The organism is Arthrobacter sp. NPDC093125 (assembly GCF_044754225.1).
GTDB lineage: Bacteria > Actinomycetota > Actinomycetes > Actinomycetales > Micrococcaceae > Arthrobacter.
On record NZ_JBIVOQ010000001.1, the window covers coordinates 42,176 to 57,644 of the forward strand.

Annotated in this window: 9 protein-coding genes and 2 tRNA genes; 6 read left to right on the forward strand and 5 right to left on the reverse strand. The window is 65.3% G+C overall.

Annotated elements, in window-relative coordinates; genetic code table 11:
* Nucleotides 1-154: 154 nt before the first annotated feature.
* From ACIP9X_RS00215 to ACIP9X_RS00230, 4 genes are all read right to left on the reverse strand, one after another.
* Nucleotides 155-346 carry a YbdD/YjiX family protein gene (locus tag ACIP9X_RS00215; protein ID WP_400477714.1) on the reverse strand — a complete coding sequence of 64 codons (192 nt, stop codon included), beginning with the start codon at nucleotides 344-346 and terminating at the stop codon, nucleotides 155-157.
* 14 nt (nucleotides 347-360) lie between these two features.
* Entirely contained in the window at nucleotides 361-2,652 is a 2,292-nt protein-coding gene (locus ACIP9X_RS00220) for a carbon starvation CstA family protein (RefSeq protein WP_400478508.1), read from the reverse strand.
* Nucleotides 2,653-2,784: 132 nt separating this feature from the next.
* On the reverse strand, nucleotides 2,785-3,333 hold the full coding sequence (locus ACIP9X_RS00225) for a PadR family transcriptional regulator (RefSeq protein ID WP_400477715.1): 549 nt from the start codon (nucleotides 3,331-3,333) through the stop codon (nucleotides 2,785-2,787).
* Nucleotides 3,333-4,316, reverse strand: coding sequence for an NAD(P)H-quinone oxidoreductase (locus tag ACIP9X_RS00230; protein WP_400477716.1), 984 nt, complete (start codon nucleotides 4,314-4,316; stop codon nucleotides 3,333-3,335). Before ACIP9X_RS00230 ends, ACIP9X_RS00225 begins: the two co-directional genes overlap by 1 nt.
* A 114-nt stretch (nucleotides 4,317-4,430) precedes the next feature.
* Here ACIP9X_RS00230 and ACIP9X_RS00235 point away from each other — a divergent pair.
* The 4 genes from ACIP9X_RS00235 (at nucleotide 4,431) to ACIP9X_RS00250 (ending at nucleotide 10,634) form a co-directional block, all read left to right on the forward strand.
* A tRNA-Ser gene (locus tag ACIP9X_RS00235) sits at nucleotides 4,431-4,518 on the forward strand.
* A gap of 266 nt (nucleotides 4,519-4,784) precedes the next feature.
* Nucleotides 4,785-4,916, forward strand: coding sequence for a hypothetical protein (locus ACIP9X_RS00240; protein ID WP_400477717.1), 132 nt, complete (start codon nucleotides 4,785-4,787; stop codon nucleotides 4,914-4,916).
* Between the two features lie 105 nt (nucleotides 4,917-5,021).
* Nucleotides 5,022-5,813: a VOC family protein gene (locus ACIP9X_RS00245; RefSeq protein WP_400477718.1), complete on the forward strand. Its 792-nt coding sequence runs from the start codon at nucleotides 5,022-5,024 to the stop codon at nucleotides 5,811-5,813.
* 279 nt (nucleotides 5,814-6,092) lie between these two features.
* Nucleotides 6,093-10,634, forward strand: coding sequence for an ExeM/NucH family extracellular endonuclease (locus ACIP9X_RS00250; RefSeq protein WP_400477719.1), 4,542 nt, complete (start codon nucleotides 6,093-6,095; stop codon nucleotides 10,632-10,634).
* 130 nt (nucleotides 10,635-10,764) lie between these two features.
* Here the strand turns inward: ACIP9X_RS00250 and ACIP9X_RS00255 are convergent, their stop codons facing one another.
* Nucleotides 10,765-12,702 (reverse strand): FAD/NAD(P)-binding protein, encoded by a 1,938-nt coding sequence (locus tag ACIP9X_RS00255; RefSeq protein WP_400477720.1) that lies wholly within the window; start codon nucleotides 12,700-12,702, stop codon nucleotides 10,765-10,767.
* A 61-nt stretch (nucleotides 12,703-12,763) separates the two neighbouring features.
* Here ACIP9X_RS00255 and ACIP9X_RS00260 point away from each other — a divergent pair, with 61 nt between their 5' ends.
* A complete protein-coding gene (locus ACIP9X_RS00260; RefSeq protein ID WP_400477721.1) occupies nucleotides 12,764-15,136 on the forward strand; it encodes a prolyl oligopeptidase family protein in 2,373 nt (790 codons plus the stop codon).
* A 171-nt stretch (nucleotides 15,137-15,307) separates the two neighbouring features.
* Nucleotides 15,308-15,395: transfer RNA gene (locus tag ACIP9X_RS00265), tRNA-Ser, on the forward strand.
* Nucleotides 15,396-15,469: the final 74 nt, after the last annotated feature.

A 15,469-nucleotide genomic window follows, 5' to 3' on the forward strand; every position in this document is an offset into this window, starting at 1 on the left:
CTCTCACGGCCCCGGAACCGGGAGTCCAGTCGATGAAGCTTCTTGATGGGCGTCTGCCCATTGCCAGCCGAAAGAGAACGGTGGCCTCGGCAGAAAAGGCCGTGGCGCCGTCGGACGTTGGAGTGTCCGGCGGCGCCACGGTGACATCGTCAGGTCAGCAGCACCGGCCCTGCGGGTTGCTGTCCTGGCGATCGGTCCGGTCCCGCCAGAATTCCCGCTCAGTCAGGGGCGGGCTCCGGTGCCCGGCGGCGGCATAATGCTCCAGATATTTTTGGTAAGCGTCCGCCCCCATCACACCGCCAAGGTACCGGGCAACGCCCCGTAATCCTTCGACTATCGCGCTCATTGTCGGGCTCCGCCTCAGTGGTGCACGGGCTTTTCGAGCCGCTGTTCAGCCGGGACTTTGTTCCACTCTGCCACCAGCTCACGCTCCGACGGAGTGGGGATGAAGCCTGACGGCGCGTAGACCCTCGACGGCAGAGCCGGGTCCTCGTGGTCGGTGTGGGCAATCCCGCCGCCTTCGTTCCGGAAGGCCTTCACCGTGGCGATCAGCGCCGTGATGATGACGATGATGCTCAGGACCACGAAAATCACCGAAAGCCATCCTTGGATCATGGTGTTGCGGACCACGGCCTCCATGGCCGCCACGGTCTTCGCGGTGCCGAACTCAGTCTTCCCCTCGGCCAGGGCCTTGGAGAAGGCCGCGTTGTTGGCGAAGTACCCGACGGCGGGCACCGGCGAGAAGATCTTGTACGCGCTGGCGGTGATGGTGACCACGGCCGCGAAGGCCAGCGGCAGCGCCACGATCCAGATGTACTTGAAGGAGCCGCGCTTGGCCGCGATGGCCAGGCAGACCGACAGGGCAATGGCGGCCAGCAGCTGGTTGGCGATGCCGAAAAGCGGGAAGAGCGTATTGATGCCGCCGAGCGGATCGGTGACGCCCATCAGCAGCACCGCACCCCACGCGGCCACCATGATGGCAGTGCAGAGCCAGGCTCCCGGCCGCCAGGAGTGTTCCTTGAACTTGGGGACGAAGTTGCCAATCGAGTCCTGCAGCATGAAGCGGGCCACGCGCGTGCCGGCGTCCACCGCGGTCAGGATGAACAGCGCCTCGAACATGATGGCGAAGTGGTACCAGAACGCCATCATCGCCGTACCGCCGATGAACTGCTGCATGATGTGGGCCAGACCCACGGCCAGCGTGGGTGCACCGCCGGTGCGGGAAACAATGCTTTCCTCACCGACGTTGGCAGCAGTCTGCGACAGGATCTCCGGTGTCAGGTTCACCCCGGACAGCCCCAGGCTGTTCACCCAGGTGGCCGCGGTTTCCACGGTTCCGCCGGTCAAAGCGGCCGGCGAGTTCATGGCGAAGTACAGTCCGCGGTCGATGGAGATGGCCGCCACGAGCGCCATGATGGCCACGAAGGACTCCATCAGCATGCCGCCGTAGCCGATCAGGCGGGTCTGGCGTTCCTTCTCGACCAGTTTCGGGGTGGTGCCCGAGGAGATCAGGGCGTGGAAACCCGAGAGCGCGCCGCAGGCAATCGTGACGAACAGGAACGGGAACAACGCCCCGGGGAATACCGGGCCGTTCTCACGGCTGGCGAACTCGCTGAACGCCGGGACATTGATCTCGGGCCGGACCACGATGATGGCCAGCGCCAGCATGACGATAACGCCGATCTTCATGAACGTGGAGAGGTAGTCACGCGGGGCGAGGAGCAGCCAGACCGGCAGGATTGCGGCGATGAAGCCGTAGACGATGATGCCCCAGGCGATGGTGACCTTGTCCAGGTGGAAGAACGCCGCGCCCCACTCGGTTTCCGCGACAATGCCGCCTCCGATGATGGCGGCCATCAGCAGGACGAAGCCGATCAGGGAAACTTCCAGGACCCTGCCCGGGCGGATGAACCGCAGGTACACCCCCATGAAGAGGGCAATGGGAATGGTCATGCCCACCGAGAAGACGCCCCACGGGCTTTCGCCCAGGGCGTTCACGACGACGAGGGCGAGGATCGCGACGATGATCACCATGATGAGCAGGGTGGCGATGAGGGCGGCGGTTCCGCCGATCACGCCCAGTTCCTCGCGGGCCATCTGGCCCAGGGAGCGGCCGCCCCGCCGCATGGAGAAGAACAGGACGAGGTAGTCCTGCACAGCACCGGCGAGGACGACGCCGAGGATGATCCAGATTGTTCCGGGCAGGTACCCCATCTGTGCCGCGATGACCGGACCCACGAGCGGACCGGCGCCCGCGATCGCCGCAAAGTGATGGCCGAACAGGACGTTGCGGTCTGTTCGGACGTAGTCCTTTCCGTCGGCTTTGTATTCAGCCGGGGTGGCGCGCCGGTCGTTCGGCTTGGTGATGTATCGCTCGATGACCTTCGAGTAGAAGCGGTAGGCGATCAAGTAGGTGCAGACGGACGCAAACACGAACCAGATCGCATTGACGGTCTCGCCTCTGATGATGGCCAGCATGAACCAGGCCACGCCGCCCAGAAGTGCTATCGCCGACCAGATCGCGATCTTCGTGGGCGTCCACTTACGCTCCTCGGCTTCGCGGACTGCGTCATCAACCGCGGTCGGCGGCAGCGACGGATCGTGCGTCAGCTCCAGATCCTCATCGGCCGTCCCAGCCCTGCCGCCAGGCATGCTGCTGCTCATGTCTCCTCCTCGAGATTACAAAATGTGACAATTCCCTCAGGCGCACCCTACCAACGGGGGCAAGCGTTCGGAATGCAGAATCACCTGGTGTTGGGAAATGGTGCGCCCAGCGGTCCTTGATCAGCGGCCAGCGGCGTTTCCACTGGGAGCCAGCTGCGCCATGCGGGCTTCGCAGAGGTCCAGCCAGCGAATCTCAGCCTCGGCCTGGAAGATCAGCGAGTCCAGGACCAGCAGCAAGGCAAGATCGGCCTTTCGCGGGTTGGTGGCGGTGTCGCGCCTTACCTTGGTGTGCTCCTGCAGCACGGCAAGCGACGCTGCGCGCTGGGCCCGGATGATGGCCCCGGCATCCACCCCGGGCAGCGACAGGGCAAGCGAGAGCTTGATGGCCAGCTCATTCCGGGGCGGATTGGAACGTTCAACGGGGGCCGAGAACCAGGCATCGACCTGGCCTGCCCCTTCGTCGGTGATGCTGTACACGACCTGTCCGCCGTCGGCGCCGGATTCCTTCCGTACGAGGCCGTCGCGTTCCAGGCGTTCCAACGTCGTATAGACCTGCCCGATGTTCAGCGGCCAGGCTGCGCCCGTTCGGTCCTGGAACTCGCTCCTGAGCTGGTATCCGTACCGCGGCCGTTCCTGCAGCAGGGCAAGGAGGCTGTGGCGGACCGACACTACATCACCAGCAGGATCTTGCCGACGTGCTCGCCTGAATCGAAGTACTTGTGGGCGGCCCTGACCTGGTCCAGCGGGAACGTCCTAGCCACGAGGGGGTGGATCCGGCCGTCAGCGACGAGGGGCCAGACGGCATCCCGGACAGCGGTCATGATCACGCCCTTCTCCTCGACGGGCCTGGGCCGGAGCGCCGTGGCCACAACGGCGGCGCGCTTCCGCAGCAGCTGCCCGAGGTCCAGTTCGCCCTTGGCGCCGCCCTGCAGGCCAATGACGACGAGCCGGCCATAATCTGCGAGCGCGTCAACGTTCTGCTGCAGGTACTTGGCGCCCACAACGTCCAGGATCACGTCCGCGCCTTTGCCGTCATTCTGGGCCCGAAGGCTCTCCGCGAAGTTCTCCTCCGCATAATTGATGGCGATGTCGGCCCCCAGGAAGGCCTTGGCCGTGCTGACTTTCTCGTCGGTACCGGCCGTAGCGGCGACAGTGGCGCCGATTGCCTTCGCGAACTGGATGGCCATGGTCCCGATCCCGCCGGTGGCTCCGTGGATCAGGACTGTTTCACCGGCCTGCAGCTGGGCTGTCATGACGAGGTTCGAGTAGACCGTCGCCGCGACCTCCGGAAGGGCAGCAGCGGTAACCAGGTCAACGCCGTCGGGAATTCTCAGAACCTGCTCCGCGCGGACCGAGACCTGCTGGGCGTAACCGCCGCCGGCCAGCAAGGCCACAACTTTGTCCCCGATGGAAAATGGCTTGGTGACTCCCTCGCCGAAGCCTGCGATGCGGCCGGAAACTTCCAGGCCGGGGACCTCCGAAGCGCCCGGAGGGGGCGGGTAGTAGCCCCTCCGCTGCTGCACGTCCGCGCGGTTCAACCCTGCCGCCACAACATCGATCAGGACTTCGCCGTGGCCTGGAACCGGGGCCGGGACCTCGCGGATTTCCAGCGTTTCCGGGCCTCCCGGCTCAGAGATGTAGACGGCTTTCATGGAGAACTCCCGATTTCCTTGCTGATTACTGCCCCAAAAGTAGTGTGTGCCGGCACCAACTGCCACATTTCAGTTTTTGTTGCAGCCAACTGCCTATGAAACACTACTAGTCAAGGAAGGTTGTCCGAGCGGCCGAAGGAGCTGGTCTTGAAAACCAGTGTGCGGTAACCCCGTACCAAGAGTTCGAATCTCTTACCTTCCGCACAGCGCATTCTGAGCGCACATGAGAGGCCTGCCGGGCCAACCGCGAGGTTGGCCCGGCAGGCCTTTTTTCATGGACAGGTAGGACGGAATCCCTGCCCTGAAAAACAAGTACCGGCGAGTACCTGCACCCGGAAAATTCGAGTACGCACCACTCATGCGCGAACCGCGGCGGAGGCGTTCACTAGTAAGACCACGGTGCCCCTGCCCCGTCCGGGAAGGGCACCATTACAGGCAGCATCGATTTTTCGGGGGGAGGTCGCCGTCGTGAGCAAGACAGAAAAGCAGGGCCTGAGGTACTCGGACTACTACTGGTGCATGTCACTCAAGGACTTCATCGAATGGGTGGAAGCAGACGACGACAACGAGCCCGGGACGTCCTACTCGGACCGGATCTGACTGCCGGAACCATTGAAACTGTCATAGCCCGGGCATAGGGTCGGAGCTGTCTCCACATCCCTTTGACCTGCGGACGTGCTCCGCGGCAGACACCAGGAGCTGACTATGCCCACCCCTGATATCACGCCCGGCGCGCCTTGCTGGATTGATCTGATGACCTCCAACACGGACACAGCGAAGCAGTTCTATGGCGAACTGTTCGGCTGGGACTTCCAGTCCGGCGACCAGGAGAAGTACGGCGGCTACATCACCGCCCTGAAGAAGGGCAAGATGGTCGCCGGCATCATGCAGAAGGATGCTGACCAGGCTGGCCTGCCCGATATGTGGTCCACGTACCTGCGCACCGATGACGCCGCAGCCACCGCCGACGCTGTCGCAGCCAACGGCGGGCAGGTGTTTGTCGCGCCCATGGACGTTCCGGAGCAGGGCCACATGGCCATCTTCGGCGACGTTTCCGGCGCTTCCATCGGCGCCTGGCAGCCGCGTGAAATGCGCGGCTACGAACTGGTGGCGGAGGACGGCACCGCCGCCTGGCATGAGCTCCACGCCAAGGACTATGACGCCGCCGTGCAGTTCTACCAGCAGGTTTTCGGCTGGAACACGGACGTCATGAGCGATACCCCGGAGTTCCGCTACACAACCTTGGGCGCCGGCGCTGAGGCGAAGGCCGGCATTCTGGACGCCTCCGGCTATCTTCCTGCAGAGATGCCGTCGAGCTGGCAGGTCTATTTCGCTGTCTCGGACACTGATGCGTCGCTCGCAAAAGCTGTGGAAATGGGCGGCAAGGTCGTCGAGGGACCGGACGACACTCCCTTTGGGCGGATTGCCACACTGACGGACCCCACCGGGGCGATGTTCAAGATCGTCGCGGACACCGGGCAGGGGGCCCAGGGCTAAGCGTCCCAGAAATCCACAAGTAAATTCTCCGGAGAAATTACCGGCCGGCAGCCTCCCATGGAGCTACCGGCCGGTAGTCTTTGTGCTGGCTGGGGGCAGTCCGTTCCGCTGGGGAGCGTTCCGCCAAATGCACGCGCCATCAACCACGCGTTCATCCGGCCCTGTTTTGATGGCCTGGAACTGCCTCACGAGATGCCAGGTCCGGTCCATCTGCTGGCAGTACGAGTGCACATTCCATTGGGTCCCTTACCCGGGACACCCTAGTGAGAGCCAGAGCGGATGCAACGAACACCTTGGAAATTTACGCTGGGCGCAGTGCTGTCAGCGGGGCTCATTGCAGCCCCGCTGAACGCTGTCCCCGCAAATGCAGTGGAGGTCTCGCCGGCCGCTGCAGGATCATCGCCCATCACCATCAACGAGGCCTACCTCAGCGGCGGCAGCGCCGGAGCAGCCTACAAGAACAAGTTCGTGGAGCTGTACAACTCCTCGGACACTCCCGTTTCGCTGGAGGGCTGGTCTCTTCAGTACCGCGCGGCATCAGCGACCGGAGCCCCCAGCTACACCGGACAGTTGAGCGGCACAGTCCCCGCGAAGGGTTACTTCCTCGTCAAAGGCGGAACCAACAGCACTGCTTCAACGGCCCCCGATCTTCCCTCCGCAGATGTATCCGCCCCAGGGTTCAGTCCTTCGGGAACCACCGGCACCATCGTGCTTGCCAGGCAGTCCACCGCCGTCAACCCCCTTCCGACGGGTTCCGTCGTGGAGCAGGACAACGTCGCTGACCTGCTGGGTTACGGAACATCCAACACGTTCGAGACCCAGTCAGCAGCAGCGCCCTCCAGCACCACAGACGTCCGGAGCCTGAACCGCACGTCGGGCAGGGACAGCAACAACAACGCCGCCGATTTCACGCTCAGCACGGCCATCACACCAGGAGCAGCAAACCAGACGGAAGGCACGGCTCCCTCAGAACCCGCGGACCCGGCTCCCGGCGCCGCATCAAAGACCATCGCCGAGATCCAGGGAACGGGGACCGCGAGCCCGCTGGCCGGGTCCGCGGTGACCACGAGGGGCCGGGTCACTGCGGTTTTCCCGACCGGGGGCTTCGCTGGCTACTACCTGCAGACGCCGGGAACCGGCGGCGATCTTACGCCCGCCAACCACGCGGCGTCGGACGCTGTTTTCGTCTTCTCCCCGTCAACTGTGGACGCTGTCCGGGCCGGGGAGTACGTGGAGATCACGGGCACTGTCAGCGAGTTCTATGGAATGACCCAAATCTCGGTCACGAGCGCCGCCGGCCTGACCAGGCTCACGGAGGCGGCGCCCGAGGTCAAGGCCACCGGGTTCTCCTTGCCCGCGGGTGAGGCGTACCGCGAGGCGCTCGAAGGAATGCTGCTCAGGCCACAGGGGCCATTCACTGTCACGGACAACTACGCCCTGAACCAGTACGGCGAAATCGGCCTGTCCGGCGGTACCACCACGCTCGCGCAGCCCACTGCCGTGGCTCCGTACGGTTCGCCCGAGCACGCAGCGGCAGTTGCGGCCAACGCCGCCCGCGGGATCAAGCTCGACGACGGCGCCAGCACCAATTTCCTGAAAGACAGCGCCACGAAGGCCCAGGTTCTGCCGTACCTGACACCCACAGATCCCGTCCGGGTCGGTTCCCCGGTGACCTTCACAACCAATGTGGTGCTCGGCTACGCCAACAACGCCTGGAAACTCCAGCCGCTGGCCCACCTGACGGCGGCAAATGCGGACGCCGTCCAGCCGGCATCCTTCGGCGCCACGCGGACGGATGCCCCCGCTGCCGTGGGCGGAAACCTGAAGATCGCCTCCTTCAATGTGCTCAACTACTTCACCACCACCGGTGACCAGGTGGCGGGCTGCAATTTCTATACTGACCGGGAAGGCAACCCCATCACGGTCAAGGACGGCTGCGACGTTCGCGGGGCAGCGGACGCGGACAACCTGAAACGCCAGCAAGACAAGATCGTGGCGGCCATCACAAAGTCCGGTGCCGACGTCGTATCCCTCATGGAGGTGGAAAACTCCGCGCAGTTCGGCAAGGACCGTGACGAGGCCCTGGCGAAGCTCGTGGAAGCACTCAACATCGCAACCCCCGGAATCTGGGACTACGTCCGCTCACCGGCCAACGCTCCCCCGCTGGCCGACGAGGACATGATCCGCACCGCCTTCATTTTCAAGAAGGGTGTGGCTGAGCCGGTGGGCGAATCCGTCATTCATAACGACACCGTGGCCTTTGCGAGCGCACGCAAGCCCCTGGCCCAGGTGTTCAAGCCGGTTGGCGCCACGGATGACAAGAAGTTCATCGCCATCGCCAACCACTTCAAGTCCAAGGGATCAGCCGCCACTCCGGAAGACACCGACAAGGGGCAAGGAGCCTCAAACCTTGCGCGCACCGAGCAGGCGAAGTCCCTGCTGGCGTTCGCGGACGGGCTGAAGGCCTCGAAGGGAACGCAAAAGGTCTTCCTGATGGGCGACTTCAACGCCTACGCCAAGGAGGATCCGATCAACGTCCTCACCGCCGCGGGCTACGTCAACCAGGACGAGAAGGCGAAGAACCCCGATGGAACGGCCAAGCACTCGTACCTCTTTGGCGGCCTGACGGGCTCGCTCGACTACGTTCTGGCCTCGCCTGCCGCCGACGCCGCGGTAACGGGCGCCGACATCTGGAACATCAACTCGGTAGAGTCCGTTGCGTTGGAGTACAGCAGGTATAACAACAACGTGACCAACTACTATGCAGCGGACCCGTTCCGGGCCAGCGACCACGACCCCGTGGTGGTCGGCCTGGATCTGCCCGTCACGCCGGCGACCGTTGACCTGAACTTCCTGGGCATCAACGATTTCCATGGCCGCATCGACACGAACACCGTGCTGTTCGCCGGCACCATCGAGAAGCTGCGGGCCGAGGCCGCACCCGGGGCCACCGCATTCCTCTCCGCCGGTGACAACATCGGAGCTTCGCTGTTCGCCTCCGCTGTCGCAAAAGACCAGCCCACCATTGATGTCCTCAACGCGCTCGAGGTGAAAGCCTCCGCCGTGGGCAACCACGAGTTCGACGGCGGCTGGGCTGACTTGCGTGACCGCGTCGCCACCGGCGCCAAGTTCCCGTACCTGGGTGCGAATGTGTACAAGAAGGGGACCACCGAGCCGGCCCTTCCGGAATTCACGGTCCTCGAGATGAGCGGCATCAAAGTGGCCGTCATCGGAACCGTGACTCAGGAAGTGCCGACCCTGGTCACGCCCGCCGGGATCAGCGAGCTGGATTTCGGGGACCCCGTCGACGCCATCAACCGTGTCGCCGCCAGGATCAAGGCTGAGCAGCATGCCGACGTCATCATCGTGGAAAACCACGACGGCGCCGGTGCCGGAACGCCGGAAGGCGCCACCCTGGAGCAGGAAGTGGCCGCCGGCGGCCCCTTCGCCAAGCTGGTCACCGAAACGTCCGCCGACGTGGACGCAATCTTCAACGGCCACACGCACAAGGAGTACGCCTGGGACGCACCGGTGCCCGGCGTTCCAGGCAAGACCCGCCCCGTCGTCCAAACGGGCAATTATGGGGAAAACATCGGCCAGATCCAGCTGACCATCGACACCGCGACCAAGGAGGTCACCGGCTACAAGGCCGGCAACGTCAAGCGCACCACCGCGCCGGCTGCCGACCTGGTGGCCGCCTACCCCCGGGTTGCCACCGTTGACGCCATCGTCAAGAGGGCCCTCGCGGAGGCGGCAGAGATTGGCGGCCAGCCTGTGGGCAAGGTGACAGCTGATATCACGACGGCATTTACGCCTGCCACCGAGACAACACCGGCCAAGCGGGACGACCGGGCCAGCGAGTCCACCTTGGGCAACCTCGTCGCTGACTCCCTCGTGGACGCACTCAACGCTCCCGATGCCGGTGGGGCCGAGATCGGCGTCGTAAACCCCGGCGGACTGCGGAATGAGCTGTACTTCGTGCCGGACGGAACCATCACCTACGCGGAGGCCAACTCGGTCCTGCCCTTCGTGAACAACCTCTGGACCACGTCCCTGTCGGGTGCACAATTCAAGACGCTTCTGGAACAGCAATGGCAGACCAACCCTGACGGGACGGTTCCCAGCCGCCCCTACCAGCAGCTGGGCCTGTCCAGGAACGTGAACTACACCTACGATGCCGCCCGTCCCGAGGGGGACCGCATTACGTCCATCCGGGTGAACGGGAACCTGATCGATCCTGCGAAGTCTTACCGGATCGGCACGTTCAGCTTCCTGGCCACCGGCGGCGACAACTTCCGGATCTTCAAGGAGGGCTCGGGTACCGAGGATTCAGGACTCGTGGACCGGGATGCCTGGATCAGGTATCTCCAGGGGCACAACCCCGTGGCACCGGACTTCCGGCGGCGCTCCATTGCCGTGGTCAACTCCACCGCTGCTGAGGTCAAGGGAGGGGACGCCATGACGCTGCAGCTCTCCAAACTGGACCTGACATCACTGGGCAGCCCCGTCAACAAGTCCCTGAGCGCGGTGTTCACCGATTCCGCCGGAGCGTCCACTGCGCTTGGCACCATTCCGGTGTCGGATGGTGCAGCCACAGTGAATCTGAGGGTTCCCGCCAAGGCTGCAGCCGGCGTCGGAACGCTGGTCCTCACGGCGGCAGAGTCCGGAACGGTGGTCAGAACCGACGTCACCGTTGCAGCCAGCGGACCTGTCCCGCCGGTGTGCGCCGCCCCCGTTCCGCCGGTCAACTGGTACGACTTGGCGGGGTGGATCAGGTACGCCATCGCGTGGACCGAGTACCGGAGGTGCCTGAGAGGTTAGCCTGACGGCTCAACAGATAATGGCTGCGAGAGCGTTCCCGGAAAACCCGCAGGATCTGAGGGAGCATCCGGTTTAGGGCCGCGAGACGTGAGGGAGCGTCCGGAAGTGGGCGGCAGGGTCTGAGGGAGCGTCAGAGGTGGAGGATGGCGCGGGCGATCTCGTCGGCGTCGCGCAGGGTGCGCTGGCCGCTGGGGTAGACCGGGCCGCCCTGCTGCACGGCCTCGGCGGCGATCGCCGTTCCCCACTGCGTGGCCGAAAGCTGGAGACCCAGCACGAACAGGCGGTGGGCCACTTCCCCATTGGCAGCCACGGGACGGTAGGGGTGCGGCCTGACATCCAGCCCGGTCGCCTGCACCGGGGTGCCTTCCACCGTCATCATGGTCCGCGGCCGCACGATGCCGTCGGCCAGGAGCTGTTCCAGCAGCGGGGACTCATTGACGGACACGCGGTTGGCCGGGGCCAGGGCTTCCACCATGGTCCGGGCCTCCGCTGCGCCGCCGTCTACCCAGGGGGATACGGCCGTGAACAGTCCGGCTTTCCGATCCACGCCGAATTTGGGGTCTGGCCCCACAAAGCTGACCACCCCGGCCTGCGCCAGCGCCGCCAGCTGCTCGGCCCGGAGCGCCGGGGGGCCGCTGGCCAGGCCTTCCACAAAGGACTCAAACCAGCCGCGCAGGCCGGCGACCCATGACTCGTCAGTGATGCCGCCGTCGGCCACCACTGATTTCAGCACGGCACGGCCATGGTGCAGGGCACCGATCGCCATTTTCACGGGGTCGTCCTCGCCGCGGGCGGACCGGCGGGCGTCGTCGAGGAGGTAGTCCATCACGGCGGCGTCCAGCTCCGCACGGGAGCTGAAGCTGCGTCCGGCCAGCGGCGCCGCGAGGCTCAGCAGGTCGATCCTGTCCTCTTCCCGGACATGGCTTTCGACGACGGCACGGACCGCTTCCTCCCACTTCACCGTCGTGTGGGCGTGCGGGTGCATCGCCTCATCCAGTTCTTTCAGGAAGGCGGCGGAGTCCGCCAGCGCATCAGGCTCGGAACGCACCAGCGTGGAGTAGTAGGCCCAGAGGGCGTCGCGGTGCAGGAGGGGCCAGAGGTCGTGGTCGAAGGCCGGGACGATGCCGGTGGTCTCGAAGCGCTGCATCGCCACACGCGTGAAGTACTTCAGGGATACGGAGGCCGGGTAATAGCCCTCAAGCGCCGCCTTGGCCCGGTATGGAGTGCCACGGCGGGAAGCCGCAATGATCAGTGGCTCCTGGCCTGAGGGCACGTACTCCAAAACCTCACCAGTCTCGACGAACTTGCCGCCACGCCCCTCGGTGAGCTGGCCCATGACGTCAAAGAAGTTCAGCCCCATGCCGCGGACCAGCACCGGTTCGCGCGGCGGAACGTCGGACCAGTCGACGTCGGCGGGAGCGGCTGGCGGGAAGTAGCGCAGCCCCAGCTCGGCAGCCGCTGCGTGCAGCTGGCGCTGCTCCGGGTTCAGCCGTGAGTCCAGGTGGCCCAGGGCGAAGACTACCGAGTCAGCGGTGAGCGGGGCGCCGTCCGCCAGTTCGACGTCGAACTTTCCGTCCCCTGCCGGACGGGCCGCGGTGGCGACGGTTTCGTGGAAGTCCACTGTGACGCCGTCGGGCAGCACCGCGAGCAGCTCCTCGAGCGTGGACCGGAGGTACCGGCCGTACAGGGCACGGCTGGGGAAATCGCCGGCCCTGAGGACCGCTAGTTCCGCCCGTTCGTCATCCGTCAGGGTGGGGAGCGGGTCCTGCTGCCGGCATTCGCGCCAGCGGTCGAAGGTGGTGCCGGCAAGGGGGGCGGCCAGCTGCGGGTCCTCCGGGATGAGGGTGGGGTAGAAGGACTGCGTGTTCATCAGGTAGAGCCGCGACTGCCCCGGCTGCCAGACATGGCCGGGCCCGGCCGGGTAGGGATCGACCACATCGATATGCAGGCCTGCGCCCGAGGTGGCAGCACCGGCGGCGGCCCAGTTGGCCAGCAGCCGCTCCAGCACGCTGGTACCCCTCGGGCCGGCACCTATCAGTACCGTCCGGATGCTTTGCGTTGTGACCACGGCATCCAGAGTATCGGCATGTGACTTGCTGACTGAGCCGCGAAGTTGTTTGGATGGGGCGATGACCATCACCGCAGCTGATTCAGCCTCCGCGCCGGACGCCGTTCCAACAGGGACCGCGCCCGAGCCTACCGACGAAAACATCTGGCTGGAAGACATCTACGGCGAAGAACAGCTGGCCTGGGTGCGTGAACAGAACGCCCGGACCGAGGACCTGCTCCAGGACGCCGAATACGAGCGCCTTGAAGGCGAGATCCTCGAAGTGCTGGACTCCACGGACAAGATCGCGATGGTGACCAAGCGCGGCGACTGGTACTACAACTTCTGGAAGGACCGGGAGAACCCGAAGGGCCTGTGGCGGCGCACCACGTGGGAGAGCTACTGCAGCGACGACCCCGAGTGGGACGTCCTGCTGGACGTGGACGCGCTCGCCGCAGCGGAGGGTGAGGAATGGGTCTTCCACGGGGCGAATTTCCTCCGGCCCGAACCCGGCCAGCCCTACCGGCTGGCACTGCTGGCCCTCTCGCCCGACGGCGGCGACGCCAACCGCTACCGCGAGTTCGACGTCGAGACCCGCACTTTCGTTGACCCCGCCGGCGGAGGTTTTGACCTCCCGACGGCGAAGGGGAACGTTTCGTGGCTGGATGCGGACACGCTGCTGGTGGCCAGCACTGCCGACGGCCTGCCGCGGACAGTCTCTTCCTATGCACGGACGGCGGTCCGGCTGCGCCGCGGACAGTCGCTGACCGAGGCACCGCGGATCTTTGAGATCCCGGAGGACCACATGATGGCAATCGTGGCTCACGACGATACGCCGGGGTTTGAGCGGACCCTCGCCGTGGACTGGATCGACTTCTTCAACAGGACTACGTCTGTGCTGTGCGGCGACTCGTGGACAGCCATCGACGTGCCCACTGACGTCAACCTCAGCCTGCACCGGGAGTGGCTGCTCTTCCGTCCCCAGGGCGAGTGGACGGTGGACAGCACGAGCTACCCAGCAGGATCGCTGCTCGCGGCGGACTTTGACCGCTACCTCGCAGGCGAGCGCCGGCTCACGGTCCTCTTTACGCCGGACACCCAAACGTCGCTGCAGTCCTGGAGCTGGACCCGGAACTTCCTGCTGCTCAACTTGCTGCGGGACGTCTCCTCCGAAATCCGCGTGCTGGATCCGTCCCGCAGCGCCTCCACAGGTGACGGCGCCTGGGCCTCCTCGCTCCTGGACGCCTGCCCGCCGTTGCATGATGTTAATGCCTACGCCGTGGACGATGAGGACGACGCCGACAGCCTTTCCTCCGGGGCTCCCCGAGGAGCCGGGGATGATTTCTGGCTGGTCGCGACCGGCTTCACCACCCCCACCACCCTGACGCGCGGAACCCTGAAACGGGCAGTTCCTGCCGGTGGCTCCATCCCTGAACTGGACGCGGTACCTGCCGGGGACGCCGGCGTGGTGAGCAGCCATGCGGTGGTCAAGGCATCGCCGTCGTTCTTCAACGACGCTGCCTATGAGGTGCAGCAGCACTTCGCCGTATCCGAGGACGGCACCCGCGTGCCGTACTTCCAGATCGCCTCGCGCGACCTCGTGCTGGACGGACAAAACCCCACCCAACTGTCCGGGTACGGCGGCTTCGAAGTCTCCCGCACCCCTGCCTACAGCGGGGCCGTGGGCCGCGCCTGGCTGGAGCGGCGGACGGTGCCTGCCAGCGCCAACGGGGACGGAGCGGCTGGCAGCGCTTCTGGTGACGGAGCGGGTGTTAGCGCTTCTGGTGACGGAGCGGGTGTTAGCGCTTCTGGTGACGGCTCAGCCGCTTCACACCGGCGGGGCGGAGTCTACGTCGTGGCGAATATCCGCGGCGGCGGCGAATACGGGCCATCCTGGCATCGGGCGGCGCTGCAGGAGAACCGGCACCGCGCCTATGAGGATTTCGCCGCAGTGGCGAAGGACCTTATCTCCCGGGGCGTCACGAGCCGGGAACGGTTGGGGTGTGTGGGCGGCTCGAACGGCGGGCTCCTGGTGGGCAACATGCTGACCCGCTATCCGGACCTCTTTGGGGCCGTGTCCTGCGGGGTGCCCCTGCTGGATATGCGGCGGTACACCAAGCTGTCGGCCGGACATTCGTGGATCGCCGAGTACGGGGACCCGGACGTCCCCGAGCATTGGGAATTCATCAAGACCTTCTCGCCCTATCACCTGCTCAGAGACGGCGTTGACTATCCGGAGACCTTCATTTGGACGGCGACCTCGGATGACAGGGTTGGGCCCGTGCAGGCCCGCAAGATGGCAGCACGCATGCAGGCCATGGGCATTCCGAACGTCTGGTTCCATGAAGCCCTTGAAGGCGGGCACGCCGGGGCTTCGGACAACCGGCAGGCGGCCGCACTGCAGGGCCGCAGCCAGCACTTCCTTTGGAAGTCCCTGGCAGGCGGAACTGCCTGACCGCTCCGGGCCGTTGTTTTGGCTTCGCTTTTGGCGGTATCAACGCCGAGAACGCAAGCATTATCTCGACAAAGCCTCCGCCTCAACCCGACGCTCTGCAAGGACCTCCAGGCGTGGTTTTGCACTGGGTGCCCGGTTCTGCGTATCCTTGGTGGGCTAGTGATAGCGGATGGAGACGTGCCAGAGCGGCCGAATGGGCTTCACTGCTAATGAAGTGTGGGGCACAACTCCACCGGGGGTTCAAATCCCCCCGTCTCCGCGTATGGCCCCGGTCCTTGGACCGGGGCCTTTTGCGTAGCTGCGGGGCTTCGGTAGCTGGGGCTAAGCCGGTAG

Bases quoted from the DNA above. Each gene is read 5' to 3' on its own strand.
- ACIP9X_RS00215 (WP_400477714.1), bottom strand. From the start codon at position 346: ATGAGCGCGATAGTCGAAGGATTACGGGGCGTTGCCCGGTACCTTGGC.
- ACIP9X_RS00220 (WP_400478508.1), bottom strand. From the start codon at position 2,652: ATGCCTGGCGGCAGGGCTGGGACGGCCGATGAGGATCTGGAGCTGACG.
- ACIP9X_RS00260 (WP_400477721.1), top strand. From the start codon at position 12,764: ATGACCATCACCGCAGCTGATTCAGCCTCCGCGCCGGACGCCGTTCCA.
- ACIP9X_RS00230 (WP_400477716.1), bottom strand. From the start codon at position 4,316: ATGAAAGCCGTCTACATCTCTGAGCCGGGAGGCCCGGAAACGCTGGAA.
- ACIP9X_RS00245 (WP_400477718.1), top strand. From the start codon at position 5,022: ATGCCCACCCCTGATATCACGCCCGGCGCGCCTTGCTGGATTGATCTG.
- ACIP9X_RS00250 (WP_400477719.1), top strand. From the start codon at position 6,093: ATGCAACGAACACCTTGGAAATTTACGCTGGGCGCAGTGCTGTCAGCG.